The following is a 19,606-nucleotide window of genomic DNA, read 5'->3' on the forward strand; positions in this document are numbered from 1 at the left end:
AACCCTCGTGACTTAGGTCCTAAATATCCTAGAAGACCAGATGATATATTTAGAAGAACTGTAAGAGGAATGTTACCTTTCAAAAAAGCAAAAGGTAAAACCGCATTCAAAGGCTTAAAAGCATTTGTTGGCGTTCCAGCAGAATATGCTGATGCAGAACTCACTGCAGTTCCGGAAGCAGAATACAAAAATCTTAAAAAAGGTATTGAATTAGGAGAAATCTCCAAACTTTTAGGAGCTACCTTTTAGATAAATGGATGTGTGATTATGGTTAAAGTTATTCATACTAGTGGAAAACGTAAAACAGCTATCGCAAGAGGTACTGTTCGTGAAGGAACTGGTAAAGTTAGAATTAACAAAATTCCTTTAGAACTTTACTCTCCAGAGCTTGCTAACTTAAAGTTACAGGAACCATTAATCTTGGCTGGTGACTTAGCAAATGAAGTTGACATCAACATCAAAGTCATTGGTGGAGGAGTAATGGGCCAAGCTGAAGCTGCACGTATGGTAATTGCAAAAGGACTTGTCCAATGGTCACAGGATATGGATTTAAAAGAAAAATTCATCCAATATGACAGAACCATGTTGGTAGGTGACCCAAGACGTTCCGAACCTAAGAAATACGGTGGTCCTGGAGCAAGAGCACGTAAACAAAAAAGTTACAGATAATCTCATCTGTAATTTTATATTTTATTTAAACTAAAAAAGATGATATAAATGATTCCTATTAGATGTTTAAGTTGTGGAAAACCTGTATCAGCACTATTCGATGAATACAACAAAAGAATAGCTGCTGGTGAAAATTCTAAAGATGTTTTAGATGACTTAGGTTTAACTAGATATTGTTGTAGAAGAATGTTAATTTCCCATGTGGAGACCTGGGAATAATTTTACAATTTGTAGGGATATTGTTTTATTATAAAATGAAATCTTGGTAAAATATATGCCTAAAAATGGAAGTAATATTCATGAATGTTGAAAAAAAATTGACAAGGTTTGAAAGAGCTAGACTTCTTGGAGCTAGAGCAATTCAAATATCTATGGGGGCCAAGCCTTTAGTGGAAATCAAGGACTCATTAGATCCAATTGACATAGCTTATGAAGAACTCAAAGCTGGAGTTTTACCATTAGATGTAATTAGAGATTGAATAAATAGTATATCTATTTATTCTTAATATTTATTTAAAAAAAATAAAAAATACCAACATAACTCTATAAAGAAACTTACTGATTTTTTTAAGGGTATAGGTTAGTTGGTAACAAATGAAATGGCACTGAGGTGTTTTTTTTGGTTAGTATAATAGAGGACGTCCAAGTTCGAAAGATTTTGGACAGCAGAGGAAACCCGACTATTGAAGTAGATGTAGTCACTTGGAATAGTTCAGGTAGAGCTGCTGCACCTAGCGGGGCAAGTACCGGTTCAAGGGAAGTGGTATCATACCCTAAAGGTGGAATTGATGAAGTTGTAAGTGAAATGGAAGACCTAATAGCTTCTGAACTCATTGGAATGGATGCTGAAGACCTGGCAACCATTGATGAAGTGTTAAGGGAAGTCGACGGAACCGATAATCTGTCTGCTATTGGAGGCAATACTACTGTGGCCATATCAATGGCAGTGGCTAAAGCTGCAGCTGCATCTTATAATATGCCATTATATAAATACATTGGTGGAAACTTAGTGAATGAATTACCTTTCCCTCTTGGAAACATGATGAACGGAGGGGCCCACGCAGGCATCAATGCGCCGGACATTCAGGAATTTCTTGTTGTTCCTGTCGGTGCGGACAATGTCAGCGATGCAATCTTTGCAAACGCTTCTGTTCATAAAAGATTGAAAGAACTAATTCAAACTAAAGATTCAAACTTTACCGGCGGTAAAGGTGACGAAGGAGGATGGGTACCTAACATTACAAATGATTCAGCTTTGGAAATTCAAGCGCAGGCTTGTGAAGAAGTTGGTGATGAATTGGGTATTGAGATTAGGCCTTCTTTGGATATGGCTGCATCCGAATTGTGGAATGCAGATGAGCAGAAATATGTTTATGCTCAAGACGGTATTAAAATGGATACCGGAGACCAAATAGATTTCGTAAAAGATATTATTGATACTTACAATATGTTTTATGTAGAAGACCCATTTGACGAATCCGACTTTGAGGGATTTGCTCAATTGACTGCAAAAGTGGGGGATAAGTGTCTGATTTGTGGCGATGATTTGTTTGTAACAAACAAAGAGATTCTAGCCAAGGGCATTGAGATGAAAGCTGCAAACGCTATCATCATTAAGCCAAACCAAATCGGTTCATTGTCCGAGACTTATGCAACCGTAAAGTTAGCTAAAGAAAATGATGTCGTTCCGGTAGTGTCCCACAGATCTGGCGAAACTACTGATGAGACTATTGCTCATTTGGCTGTTGGTTTTGCATCTCCAATGATTAAAACCGGAGCTATTGGTGGGGAGAGAATAGCTAAATTGAATGAGCTTATCCGCATCGAGGAAGAACTTCCAAATCCTAAAATGGGCAAATTTTAAAATGTTTTGGAGATATTGATATGGCTAAAGTAACTATTGATTATGATAAATGTGATGGTGCTGACTGCGCAGAATGTGCTGATGTCTGTCCAATGGAAGTATTAGTTCTTGAAGGGGACAAAATCGTAATTACCGACCCTTCAGAATGCAGTTATTGTGAAGTATGTATGGACGTTTGTCCTAATGAATGTGTAAAAATTGAAGATGAAGATTAGATAGGTGATAATATGGTAAATGATGAACTTTTAATTGATTTAGATAATTATTTAGCAGCTGGTTTGCATATTGGAACTCAACAAAAAACCAGTGACATGGAAAAATACATTTTCAGAGTAAGATCTGACGGTTTATATGTATTGGATATTCAAAAGACCGATGAAAGAATCAGACAAATTGCAAAGCTTTTAGCAAAATACGACCCAGAAGATATTTTAGTAGTGGCTACCCGTCAATACGGTCAGGCTCCTGTTAAAAAATTCGGTGAGATTACCGGAGCAAAAACCATCCCTGGTAGATTCATCCCTGGTACTTTAACCAACCCGAATTATGCTAAATTCATTGAACCAAAAATCATTGTCGTAACCGACCCAAGGTCCGATTCTCAAGCAATTTTAGAATCCAAACAAAACGGAATTCCTGTTGTTGCATTATGTGATACCGAAAACTTACTTAGTTTTGTTGATATTGCCGTTCCTGTAAACAACAAAGGTAGAAAAGCTATTGCTTTAGTTTACTGGTTACTTGCAAGACAAATCTTAAGGGAAAGAGGAACTATTCCTGAAGACGGTGACTTGGATATTGAAGCAACTGACTTTGAACTTAAATTTTAAGTGAGTTAAATGATAAGACAACCTGCTGTTGCTGGAGCGTTTTATCCGCGTGATGGCGAAACTCTAAAAAGGCTTATTGAAAGTTGTTTTTTAGATGATTCGGGCGTGGGTTTTATTCCAAAAGTCAATGAATTTGATGGGACAGACTACCCTATCAATGTTATGGTTCCGCATGCAGGTTACCAATATTCTGGTGCAATAGCTTCACATGGCTATTGCAAAATCGTTGAAAATGGTTTTCCTGAAGTTTTCATCATAATAAGTCCTAACCATACAGGTTTTGGTAGTGAAATTTCTGTCTTTAATGAAGGGGAATGGATAACTCCTTTGGGAAGCGTCAAGGTTGACGGCGAGTTTGCGGATGAAATAATATCCATCAGCGATATTGCCAGCGCAGACTTTCATGCTCATATCCGTGAGCACAGCATAGAAGTTCAGCTGCCGTTCCTTCAATATTTCTCTTCTGATTTTGAAATAGTCCCGATTACAATGGGAACTCAAAATTTCATCACTTCAACCGATTTGGCAAACGCCATTTTTGAAGCTGGAAATAAGCTGGGCAAATCCTACTGCGTTATTGCAAGCACTGATTTGTCACATTTCAACAATCAGGAAAAAGCGAATAAGGTGGACGGCTTTGTTTTAGAGGATATTGAAGAGATGAATGAGTTTAAACTGTTCGAAGAGGTTGTACAATATAACATTACCATGTGCGGTTATGGTCCTGTAATGACTGCAATCTCCCTTTCCAAAAGGCGCGAGATGAATGACTGCGAGCTTCTTGCTTATCAAACAAGCGGAGACGTTACTGGGGACTTTACTTCAGTCGTGGGATATGCTTCAGGAGTTTTTAAATAAGGTGTTTTCATGATAGCTAAAGCGTCTGCTCCGGCAAAAACAATTTTATTCGGTGAGCATTCAGTAGTTTATGGCGAACCGGCTATAGCGGGAGCTGTCAATAAGAGGGCATATATTACAATCAAAGAGTCAGATTCAGACGATTCCATCTTTAAAGCACCGGATATAGGATTTGAAGCGATATTGCTTTCAAGAGAAAAGAAGTATATTTTAACAAAAGGAAAGCCAGGCATTATCAGATACATTTTAGAATCTCTTTACAGAGCACACGATCATTCTCCGATAGAGATAACATTGTCATCAAATGTTCCTATTGGTTCAGGGCTCGGTTCGTCCGCAGCCGTTACGGTGGCTACGCTAGCCGCATTATACAGATATCATAATGTTCGTTTTAATAAGAAATCTTTAGCCCATGACGCTCATATGGTTGAACAGACCGTTCAGGGAGTAGCCAGTCCGCTGGACACTCTTGTTTCCACTTATGGGGGGCTTGTCTACTTATCCAGAAATAAGAAAGTGGAACACTTTAAGGTGAATTTCAATGCTCCATTTGTTGTAGGATACACTACAAAGCATGGAAACACTGGAAAAATGGTTAAGGATGTAAAGAACTTGAAAAATAGAAATCCGAAAATCATCAATCCGGTAATCACTGCCATGGGAAACTTGACAAATTACGCCAAACAGGCAATCCTGAAAAAGGACTACAACAAGATTGGCGAATTGATGAACATCAATCATGGATTTTTGGATGTCATTGGAGTGAATACGTTGGAATTGTCCCGTATGGTGTATAATGCAAGGGAAGCTGGAGCTATCGGTTCTAAGACCACCGGTGCAGGTGGCGGAGGCAGCATTATTGCGCTTTGCCCTGGAAAAGTTGATGAAGTGGCGGAAGCCATTGCCCGTGATGACAACATTCTAAAGGTTAATTTTACTCGAAGAGGTGTCTCTTCAAGGGTTTATATGTGATTTTATGATTATTTTAAAGATTGGCGGAAGCATATTAACTAATAAGGACTCCAAAGAAAGTGAAATCGATGTTGAAAGTCTTAAAAGAATAGCTTTGGAAATCAAAGCTTCACTCGATAAGTCATCCAAGGAGTTGATTATTGTCCATGGCGCAGGTTCGTTCGGACATCCGCCGGCTAAGAAATATAGAATTGGCGAGAAATTCGACAAGTCAGAGTGGCCTGAAAAAAGAATCGGATTTTGCGAAACTCAGAATGCCGTCAAGAAACTCAACATGCTTATTAGCGAAGCGTTCATAGAAGAAGGCTTGCCTGTTGTTGCGGTTCCTGCTTCAAGCTTCATGACAGCAACCAATAAGAGAATCACCAACGGTAATCTTGATGTGTTCAAAAGATATCTGCAAAAGGGTTTCATTCCAGTAATCTATGGCGATGTCGTATTGGATGATGAGCTGGAAATATGCGTGATTTCAGGCGATCAGATTATACAGTATCTGGCAATGAACCTTAACCCCGATAGGGTGATACTTGGAACCGATGTCGACGGAGTCTATAACAAGAACCCCAAGACACATGATGATGCAATATTTTTCGACAGGTTCTCCTCTATTGAGGATCTAGACACTCTTGAAGGAACAACAAATGTTGACGTTACCGGCGGAATGGTTGGAAAGATCAAGGAATTATTATATTTAGCGGATTTAGGAATTGAATCCAAGATAATAAATGCTGAAGTTGAAAATAACATTTTTAAAGTTTTGGAAAACGAAGAAGTTAAAGGTACTATAATTTCAAGGGGAAATTAGTATGATTTCAGATAGAAAGTTAGAGCATTTATTAATATGTGAAAATTACGATGTAGAGTTTAGGAACAAAACCAATGGATTTGAAGACATTGAATTAATTCATAATGTTTTACCGGAAATCAACAAACAGGAAATTGATTTGTCAACTGATGTTTTCGGTAAAAAATTAGACTCACCTTTATTTATAACTGCTATTACCGGAGGTCATCCTGCTGCAAAGGAAATCAATAAACAATTGGCGATTGCTGCTGAAAACAACGGCATTGCTATGGGTGTTGGATCTCAAAGAGCAGCCTGTGAACATCCGGAATTAGAAGATACTTATACAATTGTCCGTGAAAATGCACCGGACTGTTTATTAGTGGGAAATATTGGAGCACCCCAATTGAACCTTGCTGAAAAGGCAGTGGAAATTTTGGATGCAGACATTTTGGCCATTCATTTGAACCCTCTTCAGGAATCAATTCAACCGGAAGGGGATTTGGATGCAAGAGGTTATCTTGAATTGATAAGCCAAATAACAGATTCCGTAAGCATTCCGGTACTTGCAAAAGAAACCGGCTGTGGAATTTCTGCAGAATCAGCTAAATTGTTGGTTGATGCGGGAATAGATTACATTGACATTGAAGGAGCAGGAGGAACCAGTTGGGCTGCCGTTGAAACATATCGCGCAGAAGACAGATATCTGGGTGAAACATTTTGGGATTGGGGAATTCCAACAGCAATCAGTACAGCGGAGGTTGTTAATGCTGTTGATGTTCCTGTAATTTCTTCTGGAGGAATTCGCAGCGGTCTTGAAGCTGCTAAAGCTATTGCTCTTGGAGCAGATGCTGTAGGAATGGCATTACCATTTTTAAAGAATTCTTCTTCTCAACAAGATTTAAATAAGTTTATTCAAAGATTTAATGATTCATTAAGAATTGCAATGTTTCTGGTAGGAGCCAGCAGCATTGAAGAATTAAAACGATCAAATTTGGTCATCCGTGGGAAAACAAGGGAATGGCTGAATGAAAGAGGTATTAACACAAAAAATTATTCAAGGAGATGAAACATGAGCGTTGAAGTAATCGCTATTGGTGGATACCAGGAAGTCGGGAAAAACATGACTGCGGTCAAAATTGGCGAAGACGTAATCATTTTTGACATGGGTATTCATCTTGACAGAATTAGCATGCATGAAGATACAGATATTGATAGAATGCATAGTCTGGATTTAATCGAAAGGGGAGTCATTCCCGACGATACATTAATGAAGGATGTGGACGGTAAGGTAAAGGGAATAGTTTTCTCTCACGGTCACTTGGACCACATAGGAGCTGTTGCCAAATTGGCGCACAGGTATGATGCACCATTAATAGGAACACCATATACTGCTGCCTTAATTGAAAAACAGATTAAAGGAGAACGCAAATTTAAAGTAGAAAATCCTATTAGGCCATTGAATCCGGGAAGCAAATTAAAACTTTCAAAAGATATAACTTTGGAATTCGTCCAATCAACTCACAGTATTCCACAGGCGGTATTTCCGGTTTTACACACATCAGAAGGAATCATTGTTTATGCATTGGACTTTAAATTTGATAATCATCAGAAAGTATCTCCGCCGCCTGATTATAAAAGACTAAAAGAATTGGGAAAGGAAGGAGTCTTGGCTTTAATTGTTGAGACAACCAATGCAATTAACTATAATGAGGTCAAAACTCATTCGGAACGCATTGCCCGCAACATCCTGGAGGATGTAATGAGAAATCCACTACAGGAAGACACAGGTATGATAGTTACAACATTCTCATCCCACATTGAACGTGTACAGGCTATTGCAGACATTGCCAAGCAAAGCCATAGGGAGATATTCTTCCTTGGAAGATCCATGGAGAGATTTTGTGGCATAGCACAAAGCTTAGGAATTTTAAAACTACCGAAAAATGCCAATATTTATGGATCTCCAAAAGCAGTAAATAAAGCGTTAATGAAAGCCGATGAGGATAGGGCCAATTATCTGCTTGTAACTACAGGTCACCAAGGAGAACCTGATGCATTGCTTCCAAGGATTGCAAACGGCAGAACTCCATTCAACATCAAGAAAGGTGACAACATTATTATTTCAGCACCTATCATTCCAAACCCGACAAATGCTGCAAACAGACATATCATGGAAAGGAGATTGAAATTGAAAGGTGCAAGAATTTATCCTAATGCTCACGTCTCCGGGCACGCTGGAAGGGAAGACCACAGGGAATTTTTACGTATGTTAAAACCACAGCATATCATTCCGGCACACGGAGATTTATCAATGCTTTCAGCTTATGCTGAACTTGCCGAAGAGGAAGGCTACAGAATTGGATATGATATTCATATCTTAAGAAATGCGCAAGCACAAGTTTTTAAAAGTTAAGAGGAAGGAATTAAAATGAGTGATGTAAAAGAAGTACTTGGAACTTATTCAGGTGACATTACAAAAACTATTGAAGAGGAATTAGCAACAATTACCCCTGATAATCTTGCAGAAGCATCAGTTTACCTTACAAGAGCTGGCGGAAAAATGCTCAGACCGGCCTTAACATTAATAGTCTCTGAGGCTGTTGGCGGAAATCGTGAAAATGCATTAAAATCAGCTGCAGCTATTGAACTTATCCACACATTTTCATTAATTCATGATGATATCATGGATCAGGATGATATGAGAAGAGGAATGCCTTCTGTTCACAAGGTTTGGGGCGATGATGTGGCAATCCTTGCTGGCGACACATTGTTTTCAAAAGCGTTTGAGATAATTATCGGAACTGAAGGAACCAGTTCAGACCAAAACAACAAGGCTTTGGCTACCGTTGCGGATGCATGTGTAAAGATTTGTGAAGGTCAGGCATCAGACATGGGCTTTGAAGAAAGGTTTGATGTAACAGAAGATGAATATATGGAAATGATTTTCAAAAAGACCGGTGCATTAATTGCAGCAGCCACAAAAGCAGGAGCAATTATGGGCGGAGCCAATGATGAAGTCATTGATTCAATGTATGATTATGGTCGTTTAATAGGCCTTGCTTTCCAGATTCAGGACGATTATCTTGACTTGGCATCCGATGAGGAAACATTGGGAAAGCCAATCGGTTCAGATATAGGCAAAGGAAAGATGACCATTATTGCAATTAAGGGTTTGGCCAGCGACGATTCTGGAAGATTGCTTGAAATCTTAAAAGCTGAAAATAATTCTCAAGATGAGATAGATGAAGCTATTGAAATTTTAACAAATTGTGGTGCTATTGAATATGCTCGCAATTTGGCTCATGAATCCGTTGAGAAAGCCAAAGAAGTACTCGAAATATTGGATGACTCTCCATCTAAACAAGTACTTGTTGACATTGCTGATTTTGTACTTGAGAGAAGCGCATAATTTCTCTCTTTTTTTTAATTTTTATTATTCGAACTGTCTATTTTTGAGGGTAATATCTTTTTGAAAAAATATATTAAATTTAAACAGTTTTCTAATTTTTGTTAAATTTTTTTATCTATTTTAAAAATTGTTAATATGGACTGAAATTGTTTATTATTTTGTTTATAATATTTGATAAATCTATTTTATTACTATATATATTTTATAGTATTACATTAATTTCATATGGTTAAATTGAAAATTGTTTAATCTATTTATATTCTAAAAATGTTGGTTGATATGTGCCTATTTTTGATTTGGGGTTAAATCGTTCTAGGAAATTTGATAACATTTATATAGATGTTAAAAGAGAGAATTATATAGATTATTTGATTAATGTTTTATTAATTAAGTAATTTTAGTCATTAGTCGTTGATAAATAGTTAGGGGTTTACATGAAAATTTGGATTGTTTAATCGTTTATTCCCTTAAAAATCTAGTTTATGATGATGTCTGAGTGTAATTTATAAATTCCAGATATGATCAAATTTTAACATTATTAATCATGTTAAAATTTTTGTTTAAACTTTTGTTTTTGAGGGATAAGATTTTAAAATTATTGTACTGTTCATCTTTAGGACATTAAATAATTCTTTTATCAACATTTATTATTCATAAGGCTATGTTTCTATAAATATGTGAATATTTGTTGAGGGGGAATATCCAAGTTTAGATTGTAAGAACATTCCATATGCTCTTTAGGACTAATTTTAGGTGATGTATATGTTGGAGATTAAGCATACATTATGCCCTTCCTGCAGTGTTGGCTGCGGCATTAATGTAGTTTTAAATGATGGAGATATTGTTGGGACTTTTCCCTATAAAAGGCACCCAGTTAACGCTGGTAAAAACTGTTTGAATGGAAGAAATTCCATTGAGTGTTACAAAAACAGATTCCAAAGCGCTATTGTTTCAAATTCGGAAGTGGATTTGGATAAAGCTATTGAAGATGTTTCAAAGGAAATAAAATCTGCTGATTCTTCAAAAGTAACCGTAATCTGTTCAGGTAATGAGTGCATCGATGAAATTGAAGCAATTAAAAATTTTGCACAATCCAATGATTTCAATCTTGCTTTTTATGCCGATGATTTGAAAAATTTTGATGAAGTCGCTTCTTATGATGAAATTGAGGATGCCGGCAAAGTTTTTGTAATCGGTGATTTATTATATGAAAATCCATTGATTGGAAGAAGGATAGTTCATGCAAAACAAAACGGAGCCCAGATTCATGCTTTGGTTAAAGCTGAAAAATCTGTCACCGGCAATATTGCCGACGAATGCTTTTCAGGATCCGTCGACGAATTCTTAAGCAGCGGTGATTTTGACGAATCTTCAGTAATCGTTTTCAATCAGATTGATTCTCCAGATGATCTGGATAAAATCAATGCTCTTAACTGCAAAAAATTGCCGGTATTTTCAAAACCAAATACTAAAGGCGCTTTAAGCATAATAGATTCCAAATCAAAAGAGGAACTAACTGAATTATTGGACAATACCAAGTTACTGTTAGTGTTCAATGATGATATTGTCGATGATATAGACTTTGATTTTTCAAAAATCTCAAAGATTATTAGTTTTGCCACTTGCGCAAACAATACAACTGAAATTTCAGACATTATCATTCCTATTAAAACATGGCTTGAAAAGGATGGCTCATTTGTAAATTCAATGGGCGATGCTCAAACTTTTAATGCAGTTGTCGAATCAGATGTTTTAAGTGAAATTGAGATAATTGATAAATTAAACGGGTAGATAGGTGATTATATGAGTTATGTTTTAGCAAAATCACAAAATGATGATATTCACAAAGCAGGTGAATGTGGAGGGGCTGTTACAAGCATCCTTAAATATCTGCTTGATGAAGGAATGGTGGATGGCGTTTTGGCAATAAGTCCTTGTGATGATGTCTATGATGGTGTTCCAACATTCGTAACAGATTCTGAGGATTTAATGAAAACAGCCGGTTCTTATCATTGTGCTCCTACAATGTTTGGAGATCTTGTTCAGAAATATTTATTTGATAAAAAAATTGCACTTACAGCAAAGCCTTGTGATATGAGAGCTATTGAAGAGCTTATCACCAGACATAAAATCAATAGGGATAACATTTATATCATTGGTTTGAACTGCGGGGGAACCGTTCCTCCGGTTCGAGGCAGAAAAATGATTGACTTGTTCTACGAAGCCGACCCTGACGATGTTGTAAGTGAAGAGATTGACAAAGGACAGTTCATAATCGAACTTGCAGACGGCTCCGAAGAAGCAGTAAAAATCCATGACCTCGAAAAAGAAGGATACGGACGCCGTAAAAACTGCCAAAGATGTGATGTAAAAATCCCAAGAAAGGCAAATCTGGCATGTGGAAACTGGGGAGCTGAAGACGGCTGGACTTTCATTGAAATCAATGACGAAAAAGGTCAGGAACTAATTGACGGTGCTAAAAAGGCAGGTATCCTTGAAACAAAATCCCCTGCAGATGCAGCAGTCGAAGGAAGGTCAAAAGTCGAAAACATCATGATCAAAATGGCTAAGAACAGTCAGAAAGCTAGTTTCCCATTGGTTAATGAAATGGATGATTGGAATAGATGCATCAGCTGTTATGCATGCCGTGATGTATGTCCGATCTGCTGGTGTTATGAAAACTGCGAATTGAACAAGTCATACTTTAAGGATGAAGCAAACATCCCTCCTACACCAATCGCATTCCAGGGTGTAAGATTATCCCACATGAGCTTCAGCTGTTGCGACTGCGGCCAATGTGATGACGTATGCCCAATGGACATTCCTGTTTCATTGATTTTCGACAAATTGCAGAAAAAATACTATGAAAGAACTGGTTATGTAGCTGGAGTTTCAGATGATATAAAACCTCCATTATACAGTCCAGAAAAAACCGAATTATAGAGGTGATTTGATGTCAGATGATATAAAAATTGTAGGTTTATTATGTAACTGGTGTTGTTATGGAGGAGCAGATACAGCAGGAACTGCACGTATGCAATACTCCCCAAACATAAGAATCATTCGTGTAATGTGTTCAGGAAGGATTAGCCCTTCAATGATATTCAAAGCCTTCCAGGAAGGTGCAGACGGAGTATTTGTAGGAGGATGCCATATTGGGGACTGCCACTATGATGCAGGTAACTACAAATGGTCCAGAAGATCAAAAATCGTTGAAGACATTCTTGAGGAATTCGGAATTGAAAAAGAAAGATTCTGTCACGATTGGATTTCAGCATCAGAAGGTGAAAAATTCCAAAGAACAATGGAGGAATTCCATAAAACATTAACAAAATTAGGACCATTAGAATTAGAATAATTAAATTTCTATAATCAATGGTTTTTACAAATATTGTAAATCGAATTGCGAATATTTCATAATTAATGAATTCCATGTTGATAAATTCATCATTAGCCGATAGCAATAATCCGGCACAGATTATTGTTATTATTTTTCTCCATTGATATGGAATGAGTTAATATGAAAAAAAGAAATTTATATGAATGTCATGTAGGTTTCTTAATTGTCTACAATAGCTATTGAAGCTTAGCTCACTTTAATAGCTATCTACTTCATTTTTACTTTTGAAAAACAATTTATTGTTTAGGATAATGATTCCATGCCAGGCATGGAACCATGTTTTTATGTTAGTTTTTTGTGAAGTAATCTGCGGAAATTCCCATATTTTTTGTAACATGTCTTATAATGAATTTATTCAAGGAAGTGATTTCGAATGTTTCCGAAAGATATGGTATGAAAATTTCCTGTTTTGCGATAATAACTACTATTATCATATTTTCATTTATTTGATGTGTTATATATCTTTTTTCTTCTTTTTAACATCAATTTTACCATATTAAATCAATATTATAAAATGAAATCAATAATTTTATATACTATTTAAACACATAATAATATCATGAAAGGAATAATTGGAACTATTTGCGGAGATATAATTGGATCACCATTTGAATTCAATTCAATTAAGACTAAAGATTTTGAGTTATTTGGCAGAAGGTCAATATTTACAGACGATACCGTAATGACATTGGCTATTGCTAATTGGTTGATTAAGGATAAGACTTCAGAAGAAGTATTGATTAAGGAATTGCAGGATTTCGGCAATAGGTATATTAATGCAGGTTATGGCCGAATGTTTTTAAATTGGATAAGGCAAGAAAACCCTGAACCTTATGGAAGCTGGGCAAACGGTTCAGCAATGAGGGTTTCACCATGTGCATGGGTAGCCGATTCACTTGAAGAGGCACAGGATTTGGCATATAAATCTGCAGTAGTCACCCACAATCATCCGGAAGGCATAAAGGGCGCATTGGCCACAGTGGATGCAATTTATCTTGCAAGAATCGGCGCCAGTAAAGATGAGATTAAGAATCATGTTGAAACCAGATATGAGTATGATTTAAACAGATCTGTGGATGAAATAAGGCCCCATTACTCATTTGACGTTTCATGCGCCGGAAGCGTTCCCGAATCAATAATCTGCTTTTTGGAGGCGGATGACTTTGAGGATACGATCAGAAATTGCGTTTCCTTGGGGGGAGATGCAGATACGCAGGCAGCAATTGCCGGAGGTATCGCATCAGCATATTGGGAAGTTCCGGGAGATATTGTTGATAATAGCGTAAATCGCTTGGATGACTTCTTGTTAAATGTTTTGATAAGATTTGAAGACAAATTTATTTAGATTTCTTCTTTAATTTTTTCAGCTGATTCATGAAACGGTCATCATAGTTTTTGGCTATGTCCTCATATTTGTTCCAGATTCCGATTGCGGTTTCTGGAATGACGTTTCTCTTGTCTTCTGAAAACTTGGTGTAGGTGTGCATCATCTCCTTTGAATCTGATATCAACACTTTAACAAAGGGAATGTCCGCCTTTTGGATGTTGATGTCTTCATCCTTGAACATTTCAATGATATTGACTTTCTCATCGTTGATGTAGCATGTTGGGGAAGCCAGTATGTTCACATTCAAGTTTCGTCTTTTTTTAAATGCTTTTATGAGCGCTTTGCCTTCGCCTTCAAATAAAAATCCTATCCTCATATTGACGGATGTTTTGGCTCTGCTTATGATTTCAATCTCCTGTGCGATGATTTTTTCAACCCCGTAAACCCGCCATATTGGTGCTTGGACCTGGCTCATTCCGTTTTCATAGATGTATGTCAATCTTGTTATGGTGTCATCAATTTCTGAATTGACACGTTCCTTTTCGCGGCCCAATACTTCAACCGGCGATTTGACGGTGTATTTGAGGGGCCTTCCGTCTTCCACCTCTATGAAGTTCTTCTTTATCAGTCCGTTCATTACATCATATATTTTGCTTCGAGGAATGCCTGATTTTTCGGACACTTCTGTTGCAGTCGATGATATTAATGAAGTCAGTGTCACATATGCCTGGGCTTCATACATTGTCAGCCCTAGTCCCTTAAGTATAGCTATATTCTCGTCCATGTTTATTGTTATGTTGGAAAACCTATATAAGTTTACTACTTTTAACCCTTGAATAGTGACAGAATATTTATATACTAACTAACTGAAACTTATAATTAACAATAATCAAGAGGTAATTAAAATGGCAGAAGGCTTAGATATGTTTTGTTATCAATGTTCCCAAACCGCTAAAGGTACCGGCTGTACCGTAAGTGGAGTTTGTGGTAAAAAACCAACTGTAGCAAGATTACAAGATAATTTGATCTTTACTATGAAAGGAATTAGTGCATACAACTACAATGCAAATGTTTTAGGAAAATCCAATCCTGAAATCGATGCATTCTTAACCAAAGGTCTATACACTACATTGACCAATGTAAACTTCGACACTAATGATTTAGTTGCATTAGCTTTAGAAGCAGGTAAAGTCAGTGTTGACGTAATGAGATTACTCAAAGACGCTCACATTGAAGCATACGGCGAACCGCAACCTGTTGAAGTGAAAGTGGGAGCTCAAGAAGGACCTGCCATCATTGTAACAGGTCACGACTTGAAAGCTTTGGAAGAACTGTTAAAACAAGTGGAAGGAACTGACATCAAGGTCTACACACACTCTGAAATGTTGCCTGCTCACGGATATCCTGGACTCAACAAATACGAAAACCTTGCAGGACAGCTCGGAGGAGCATGGCACGATCAAAGAGTTGTCTTTAAAAAATACAATGCAGCCATTGTCGGAACCAGCAACTGTGTCTTGCCGGCACTTGACGCATACAAGGAAAGAATGTTCACCATGGATGTCGCTAAACTTGAAGGCGTAAAGACCGTAGATGATTACGACTTCTCAGAAGTTATCGAATGTGCAAAATCATTAGGAGGACTTGAAGCAGAAGAATTAACCACTATAACCACCGGTTGGAGTGCAGGTGCAATTGTAGAGCACGCAGATGCTATCAAAAAGTTAGTGGAAGAAGGCAAAATCAGAAGGTTCTTTGTTGTCGGGGGATGTGACAAAGCAGCAAAACACAACGACTACTACAGGGAATTCGTCCAAAACTTGCCACAGGATACTGTTATCTTAACCTTGGCATGCGGCAAATACAAATTCAATGACCTTGACCTAGGCGACATTGAAGGAATCCCAAGACTATTGGATGTAGGCCAATGCAATGACACAATTGTTGCAGTGGACGTTGCTGTAGCGTTATGTGAATTATTTGACATGGAATTGAATGAATTGCCATTGACAATTGTCCTCAGTTGGATGGAACAAAAAGCGGCTGCAGTTCTCTGGGCGTTACTTTACTTAGGAAAAACTGACATGTGGATTGGACCGGTTCTTCCTGCATGGTGTAATGAAGACATCTTGAATGTCTTAGTTGGAAACTACAATCTAACTCCTACAACTGGAGATGCAATAGCAGATATCAAAACAATTATGGGGGAATAATCAATGAATGAGGATATTAAAGCTAAAGCTTTAGATATCCAATCCTTATTGGATTATCAAAAAGACAGTGTTGTAAGCCGTGAAGTTATCAAAAAAGAGTTAGGGACAGTTACATTCTTTGCCTTTGATCAAGGCCAGGGATTGTCTGAGCATTCAGCTCCTTTTGATGCGATGGTTCAAATCATTGACGGTGAAGCCGAAATAACAATTTCCGGTGTAAAAAATACTGTCAAGGCAGGTGAAATCATCATCATGCCTGCAAATGAGCCTCATGCGCTTCAGGCAGAAAATAGCCCTTATAAAATGATATTAACCATGATAAAAAGTGATTAATCTCATTTTATTTTTTTTTATTTTTTCCACCAGACCATTATCCAATCGGCCTTGTCCTTGACATTATAGTATTTCTTTGTTTCTTCATCATAGGTAAGTATCCTTTTCAGATACTTTCTTAGAAGCTCTTTTTCCTCGTCATTGTATAAATCCAGTCTGAATTTGCCGTTGTCTACCGCTTCATCAATGCTGTCATATTTACGGTAGTTGTTCAAATCAAATCTCTCAATATTTGCGTAAATTCCAAGGTTGAACAGTATGTTGAAGAAATAGTTGTAATCTGGGAAATCCTCTGTTTTAATGCCTATTTCGTTATCGAAATCCTTTTCGATTTTTTTGTTTTCCGGTCCAAAGATAGTTATGAATACATACTTGCGGGCTATTTTGTCTAATTCCAGTAAGACTTCATCAATGGGGATAATTCCATTTAGAGATCTTGAGCAGACTACAACATCAACATCTCCAATCTCGCTGTATTTAATATCTTCAATAGGTTTTAAGATGGTTTCGATATTATCAATGCTGTTTTCATCGGCTCTTTTTTCTAGGTATTCGAGCATTTTAGGTGATGAATCAACACCTATTACTTTTTTTACTCTTTTAGCAATTGGTATTGTAACGGATCCTTCACCACAGCCAACATCCAGTACAGTATCATTTTCATCTAAAATCAATTTTTCAAATAAAGCTGTCTGATAATCATCTTTTTTGGTTCTTTTATAAAAGCCAGGAGCTGCTTTATTCCAGTCCTTATCCACCTTTGTTGATAATCTTTCAGCCCAGAAACTTAGCCAATCGACATCATTCGGGTTTTCAATGCATTGCCTCATGTTCACACCTTTGTCTTTCCGGTCAGGACATTCTGATAGTCTTCATAATTCTCTTTTAAAAGTTGAGGAATATCCAATTCATATGGGCATTTGTCTACACATGAATAGCATTCTGTGCAGTCCAGAGTATGCTTCATTATCTCTTGGGTCTTTTCATCCATATTTGGTTCGGTAGGGAATCTTCTAATCCAAAGAGACATTCTGGCGCATAGGCTGATGTTGATTTCTTCAGGGCATGGCATGCAGTATCCGCAGCCTCTGCAGAAGTTCACCCCAAGCTCTTTTTTATCCTTTTCAATAAAATCCCTTAAATCATCATCCAAAACGGTATTTTCATCGTATGATAAGAATTCATTGAGTTCCTCGAGCTTTTGAATTCCCCAAATAGGCAGGACATTATCGAATTGATTGATATAAGCGAAACTCGCTTTGGAATTTTTGATCAATCCGCCTCCCATTGCCTTCATGGCAATGAAACCGACATCAAGATGTCTGCATTTTTCAACCAATTCCAATTCTTCCTTGCCGCTTAAATAGGAAAATGGATATTGCAGAGTTTCATAAAGTCCGCTGTCAAGGGCTTCGTGGGCATGTGTAATTTTGTGTGTTGTAATTCCAATATGCCTGACCAAACCTTCCTCTTTCGCTTCAAGCATAGCTTTATATAAATCATCATCCTCTTTAGGGCAGAAGGAGATGTTGTGGAATTGGTGCAGGTCAAGATAGTCTGTCTGCATGCTTTTAAGGGATGTTTCCAAATCGCTCCAGAATTCCTCTACGGTTTCCGCCCCACTTTTTGTTGCAAGATAGATGTTTTCTCTAACATCGCTCAATGCACGGCCGATTTTCTCTTCGCTATCCGTGTAAAAATGTGCAGTATCATAGAAGTCTATTCCATTTTCATATGCAGTTCGAAGGATTTCAATCGAATCGTCCATGTTGCGTCTCTGGATTGGCAGTGCGCCGAATCCGTTTTTGTTTACCTCAAGATTAGTTTTTCCAAGCCTCATTTTAATAACCATTCATTTTCAATATAGCATATAATATTAGAATAACGATTAGGATAATGATTGAAGTTTTCGCCGAAAAGAATCTTGTCTTTCTGAATTCCTTGTCTTCGACATCTCCCTTTTTCATGATTCTTTCCTTTTCAAATGAACATTTCTGATAGATTGCCTCAATGTCTTTCGCAAGCCTGCCGTGTTCATTCAGCATGTTGATTGTTTTATTCAAGTATTTGATAGCTTCTGCATCATCACCCATATTGACGCAGCAGAAGGCAGCCTTGTAGTTAAAATTAGTAATCAGTTCCAGGTCATCTTCAACCTTGCCTTCATAGTGAATGCAGTTCTTGTAGTTTTTCAACGCCTCTTTGTATTCTTTAAGTTCGAACAATGCGTCCCCTTTTGCATTGAATCCGACTAATGTGTCCTCTTCCAGCAATGATTTATTTAAGTATTCAAGCGCTTCTTCATTTTTCCCGTTCTTCTGAAGCATCTGGCCTTTGTACAGGTCGGACTTCTGGTCTCCTCCGAACTGATTTTCGTAGTTGTTGAGAAATCTCAATGCATCGTCATATTTCTTTGCCTGCATCAGCAGTTCGATTTTTGCCATCAGAAGCTCCTTTTTGGAGATGCGCGGCTCTTCGATTTTTGAGTATGGCGAATAGTTCTTATATGCCTTGTCCATATAGTCCAATGATTCGTCTACTTCGCCTTTGTTGAATCTTGACATTGCCTTGTCGCATAGGACATTTATGGAATTTGGCTGCTTTTCCAGGTATGCATCAAAGTACTTTTCACCATAATCCCCGTTGTCATGGCCTTCATCATAATACTGGTAATACATTCCTTTCTCTTCAAGTGCAGGCAGATGGCCTGCTTCAATCAATAAATCTAAAATTAGTAAGTATGATTCGACATCATCCTTTGCATGTCTTTTTCTAGCTATCTTAAGAGCTTCACTGAAGTTTTCCTCTTCAATATATTGCTTTGCCTGATTTACAGCATCACTCATTATATCAACCTAAGTCTTTTATCTAACTCCTAATCTTTTAATAGCTACTCTCGTTAATATTATATATCTTCAATTAAATAAATAATATTGCTTATTTT

Annotated in this window: 22 protein-coding genes and 1 pseudogene; 19 read left to right on the plus strand and 4 right to left on the minus strand. The window is 37.4% G+C overall.

Features of this window, described 5'->3' with window-relative positions; genetic code table 11:
* The 17 genes and pseudogenes from rpl13p to ACJMLD_RS04890 form a co-directional block, all read left to right on the plus strand.
* Nucleotides 1–249: pseudogene (rpl13p, locus tag ACJMLD_RS04810) on the plus strand (50S ribosomal protein L13); the annotation flags it as partial.
* A gap of 18 nt (nucleotides 250–267) precedes the next feature.
* On the plus strand, nucleotides 268–669 hold the full coding sequence (locus ACJMLD_RS04815; protein ID WP_405268542.1) for a 30S ribosomal protein S9: 402 nt from the start codon (nucleotides 268–270) through the stop codon (nucleotides 667–669).
* A 48-nt stretch (nucleotides 670–717) separates the two neighbouring features.
* Nucleotides 718–888, plus strand: a complete 171-nt coding sequence (locus ACJMLD_RS04820; RefSeq protein WP_405268545.1) for a DNA-directed RNA polymerase subunit N — start codon at nucleotides 718–720, stop codon at nucleotides 886–888.
* Nucleotides 889–953: 65 nt separating this feature from the next.
* Nucleotides 954–1,148 carry a DNA-directed RNA polymerase subunit K gene (locus ACJMLD_RS04825; protein ID WP_405268548.1) on the plus strand — a complete coding sequence of 65 codons (195 nt, stop codon included), beginning with the start codon at nucleotides 954–956 and terminating at the stop codon, nucleotides 1,146–1,148.
* A gap of 140 nt (nucleotides 1,149–1,288) precedes the next feature.
* Nucleotides 1,289–2,533 carry a phosphopyruvate hydratase gene (gene eno / locus ACJMLD_RS04830; RefSeq protein ID WP_405268551.1) on the plus strand — a complete coding sequence of 415 codons (1,245 nt, stop codon included), beginning with the start codon at nucleotides 1,289–1,291 and terminating at the stop codon, nucleotides 2,531–2,533.
* A 20-nt stretch (nucleotides 2,534–2,553) separates the two neighbouring features.
* Nucleotides 2,554–2,748: a 4Fe-4S dicluster domain-containing protein gene (locus ACJMLD_RS04835; protein WP_067043591.1), complete on the plus strand. Its 195-nt coding sequence runs from the start codon at nucleotides 2,554–2,556 to the stop codon at nucleotides 2,746–2,748.
* A gap of 12 nt (nucleotides 2,749–2,760) precedes the next feature.
* Nucleotides 2,761–3,363 carry a 30S ribosomal protein S2 gene (gene rpsB, locus ACJMLD_RS04840; RefSeq protein ID WP_405268554.1) on the plus strand — a complete coding sequence of 201 codons (603 nt, stop codon included), beginning with the start codon at nucleotides 2,761–2,763 and terminating at the stop codon, nucleotides 3,361–3,363.
* A gap of 9 nt (nucleotides 3,364–3,372) precedes the next feature.
* Nucleotides 3,373–4,221, plus strand: a complete 849-nt coding sequence (locus ACJMLD_RS04845; RefSeq protein WP_405268557.1) for an MEMO1 family protein — start codon at nucleotides 3,373–3,375, stop codon at nucleotides 4,219–4,221.
* Between the two features lie 9 nt (nucleotides 4,222–4,230).
* The gene (gene mvk, locus ACJMLD_RS04850; RefSeq protein ID WP_405268560.1) at nucleotides 4,231–5,193 is read left to right on the plus strand and encodes a mevalonate kinase; all 963 of its coding nucleotides are present in this window, start codon (nucleotides 4,231–4,233) and stop codon (nucleotides 5,191–5,193) included.
* Nucleotides 5,194–5,197: 4 nt separating this feature from the next.
* A complete protein-coding gene (locus ACJMLD_RS04855) occupies nucleotides 5,198–5,998 on the plus strand; it encodes an isopentenyl phosphate kinase (RefSeq protein ID WP_405268563.1) in 801 nt (266 codons plus the stop codon).
* Between the two features lies 1 nt (nucleotide 5,999).
* Complete coding sequence (fni, locus tag ACJMLD_RS04860) at nucleotides 6,000–7,046, plus strand: type 2 isopentenyl-diphosphate Delta-isomerase (protein WP_405268566.1); 1,047 nt, start codon at nucleotides 6,000–6,002, stop codon at nucleotides 7,044–7,046.
* 3 nt (nucleotides 7,047–7,049) lie between these two features.
* A complete protein-coding gene (locus ACJMLD_RS04865) occupies nucleotides 7,050–8,393 on the plus strand; it encodes an RNase J family beta-CASP ribonuclease (protein WP_405268569.1) in 1,344 nt (447 codons plus the stop codon).
* A gap of 15 nt (nucleotides 8,394–8,408) precedes the next feature.
* Nucleotides 8,409–9,389 carry a short chain isoprenyl diphosphate synthase IdsA gene (gene idsA / locus ACJMLD_RS04870; RefSeq protein WP_405268572.1) on the plus strand — a complete coding sequence of 327 codons (981 nt, stop codon included), beginning with the start codon at nucleotides 8,409–8,411 and terminating at the stop codon, nucleotides 9,387–9,389.
* A gap of 762 nt (nucleotides 9,390–10,151) precedes the next feature.
* On the plus strand, nucleotides 10,152–11,180 hold the full coding sequence (locus tag ACJMLD_RS04875; RefSeq protein WP_405268575.1) for a molybdopterin-dependent oxidoreductase: 1,029 nt from the start codon (nucleotides 10,152–10,154) through the stop codon (nucleotides 11,178–11,180).
* Nucleotides 11,181–11,192: 12 nt separating this feature from the next.
* Nucleotides 11,193–12,332 carry a Coenzyme F420 hydrogenase/dehydrogenase, beta subunit C-terminal domain gene (locus ACJMLD_RS04880; RefSeq protein WP_405268578.1) on the plus strand — a complete coding sequence of 380 codons (1,140 nt, stop codon included), beginning with the start codon at nucleotides 11,193–11,195 and terminating at the stop codon, nucleotides 12,330–12,332.
* 10 nt (nucleotides 12,333–12,342) lie between these two features.
* On the plus strand, nucleotides 12,343–12,747 hold the full coding sequence (locus ACJMLD_RS04885) for a hydrogenase iron-sulfur subunit (RefSeq protein WP_405268581.1): 405 nt from the start codon (nucleotides 12,343–12,345) through the stop codon (nucleotides 12,745–12,747).
* Nucleotides 12,748–13,348: 601 nt separating this feature from the next.
* Nucleotides 13,349–14,134: an ADP-ribosylglycohydrolase family protein gene (locus ACJMLD_RS04890; protein ID WP_405268584.1), complete on the plus strand. Its 786-nt coding sequence runs from the start codon at nucleotides 13,349–13,351 to the stop codon at nucleotides 14,132–14,134.
* Here ACJMLD_RS04890 and ACJMLD_RS04895 read toward each other — a convergent pair.
* Entirely contained in the window at nucleotides 14,127–14,900 is a 774-nt protein-coding gene (locus ACJMLD_RS04895) for a TrmB family transcriptional regulator (RefSeq protein ID WP_405268587.1), read from the minus strand. The genes ACJMLD_RS04890 and ACJMLD_RS04895 overlap by 8 nt on opposite strands.
* 121 nt (nucleotides 14,901–15,021) lie before the next feature.
* Between ACJMLD_RS04895 and hcp the strand changes: the two genes are divergently transcribed.
* The gene (gene hcp, locus ACJMLD_RS04900) at nucleotides 15,022–16,329 is read left to right on the plus strand and encodes a hydroxylamine reductase (RefSeq protein WP_405268590.1); all 1,308 of its coding nucleotides are present in this window, start codon (nucleotides 15,022–15,024) and stop codon (nucleotides 16,327–16,329) included.
* Between the two features lie 3 nt (nucleotides 16,330–16,332).
* Nucleotides 16,333–16,662, plus strand: coding sequence for a cupin domain-containing protein (locus ACJMLD_RS04905; protein WP_405268592.1), 330 nt, complete (start codon nucleotides 16,333–16,335; stop codon nucleotides 16,660–16,662).
* A gap of 17 nt (nucleotides 16,663–16,679) precedes the next feature.
* Here ACJMLD_RS04905 and ACJMLD_RS04910 read toward each other — a convergent pair whose 3' ends face one another.
* From ACJMLD_RS04910 to ACJMLD_RS04920, 3 genes are read right to left on the minus strand one after another with little or no spacing between them, the layout of a single operon-like run.
* The gene (locus tag ACJMLD_RS04910; RefSeq protein ID WP_405268595.1) at nucleotides 16,680–17,492 is read right to left on the minus strand and encodes a class I SAM-dependent methyltransferase; all 813 of its coding nucleotides are present in this window, start codon (nucleotides 17,490–17,492) and stop codon (nucleotides 16,680–16,682) included.
* A gap of 2 nt (nucleotides 17,493–17,494) precedes the next feature.
* On the minus strand, nucleotides 17,495–18,502 hold the full coding sequence (locus ACJMLD_RS04915; protein WP_405268598.1) for an aldo/keto reductase: 1,008 nt from the start codon (nucleotides 18,500–18,502) through the stop codon (nucleotides 17,495–17,497).
* A gap of 1 nt (nucleotide 18,503) precedes the next feature.
* Nucleotides 18,504–19,508 carry a tetratricopeptide repeat protein gene (locus tag ACJMLD_RS04920; RefSeq protein ID WP_405268600.1) on the minus strand — a complete coding sequence of 335 codons (1,005 nt, stop codon included), beginning with the start codon at nucleotides 19,506–19,508 and terminating at the stop codon, nucleotides 18,504–18,506.
* Between the last annotated feature and the right edge of the window lie 98 nt (nucleotides 19,509–19,606).

The sequence above is a fragment of the Methanobrevibacter sp. genome, from assembly GCF_045112895.1.
Lineage (GTDB): Archaea > Methanobacteriota > Methanobacteria > Methanobacteriales > Methanobacteriaceae > Methanocatella.

Excerpts from the sequence above, each read along its gene's own strand:
- ACJMLD_RS04815 (WP_405268542.1), top strand. The coding sequence starts at position 268 with ATGGTTAAAGTTATTCATACTAGTGGAAAACGTAAAACAGCTATCGCA.
- ACJMLD_RS04820 (WP_405268545.1), top strand. The coding sequence starts at position 718 with ATGATTCCTATTAGATGTTTAAGTTGTGGAAAACCTGTATCAGCACTA.
- ACJMLD_RS04825 (WP_405268548.1), top strand. The coding sequence starts at position 954 with ATGGAAGTAATATTCATGAATGTTGAAAAAAAATTGACAAGGTTTGAA.
- ACJMLD_RS04835 (WP_067043591.1), top strand. The coding sequence starts at position 2,554 with ATGGCTAAAGTAACTATTGATTATGATAAATGTGATGGTGCTGACTGC.
- rpsB (WP_405268554.1), top strand. The coding sequence starts at position 2,761 with ATGGTAAATGATGAACTTTTAATTGATTTAGATAATTATTTAGCAGCT.
- ACJMLD_RS04845 (WP_405268557.1), top strand. The coding sequence starts at position 3,373 with ATGATAAGACAACCTGCTGTTGCTGGAGCGTTTTATCCGCGTGATGGC.
- mvk (WP_405268560.1), top strand. The coding sequence starts at position 4,231 with ATGATAGCTAAAGCGTCTGCTCCGGCAAAAACAATTTTATTCGGTGAG.
- ACJMLD_RS04855 (WP_405268563.1), top strand. The coding sequence starts at position 5,198 with ATGATTATTTTAAAGATTGGCGGAAGCATATTAACTAATAAGGACTCC.
- fni (WP_405268566.1), top strand. The coding sequence starts at position 6,000 with ATGATTTCAGATAGAAAGTTAGAGCATTTATTAATATGTGAAAATTAC.
- ACJMLD_RS04865 (WP_405268569.1), top strand. The coding sequence starts at position 7,050 with ATGAGCGTTGAAGTAATCGCTATTGGTGGATACCAGGAAGTCGGGAAA.
- idsA (WP_405268572.1), top strand. The coding sequence starts at position 8,409 with ATGAGTGATGTAAAAGAAGTACTTGGAACTTATTCAGGTGACATTACA.
- ACJMLD_RS04875 (WP_405268575.1), top strand. The coding sequence starts at position 10,152 with ATGTTGGAGATTAAGCATACATTATGCCCTTCCTGCAGTGTTGGCTGC.
- ACJMLD_RS04880 (WP_405268578.1), top strand. The coding sequence starts at position 11,193 with ATGAGTTATGTTTTAGCAAAATCACAAAATGATGATATTCACAAAGCA.
- ACJMLD_RS04885 (WP_405268581.1), top strand. The coding sequence starts at position 12,343 with ATGTCAGATGATATAAAAATTGTAGGTTTATTATGTAACTGGTGTTGT.
- ACJMLD_RS04890 (WP_405268584.1), top strand. The coding sequence starts at position 13,349 with ATGAAAGGAATAATTGGAACTATTTGCGGAGATATAATTGGATCACCA.
- ACJMLD_RS04895 (WP_405268587.1), bottom strand. The coding sequence starts at position 14,900 with ATGGACGAGAATATAGCTATACTTAAGGGACTAGGGCTGACAATGTAT.
- hcp (WP_405268590.1), top strand. The coding sequence starts at position 15,022 with ATGGCAGAAGGCTTAGATATGTTTTGTTATCAATGTTCCCAAACCGCT.
- ACJMLD_RS04905 (WP_405268592.1), top strand. The coding sequence starts at position 16,333 with ATGAATGAGGATATTAAAGCTAAAGCTTTAGATATCCAATCCTTATTG.
- ACJMLD_RS04910 (WP_405268595.1), bottom strand. The coding sequence starts at position 17,492 with ATGAGGCAATGCATTGAAAACCCGAATGATGTCGATTGGCTAAGTTTC.
- ACJMLD_RS04915 (WP_405268598.1), bottom strand. The coding sequence starts at position 18,502 with ATGAGGCTTGGAAAAACTAATCTTGAGGTAAACAAAAACGGATTCGGC.
- ACJMLD_RS04920 (WP_405268600.1), bottom strand. The coding sequence starts at position 19,508 with ATGAGTGATGCTGTAAATCAGGCAAAGCAATATATTGAAGAGGAAAAC.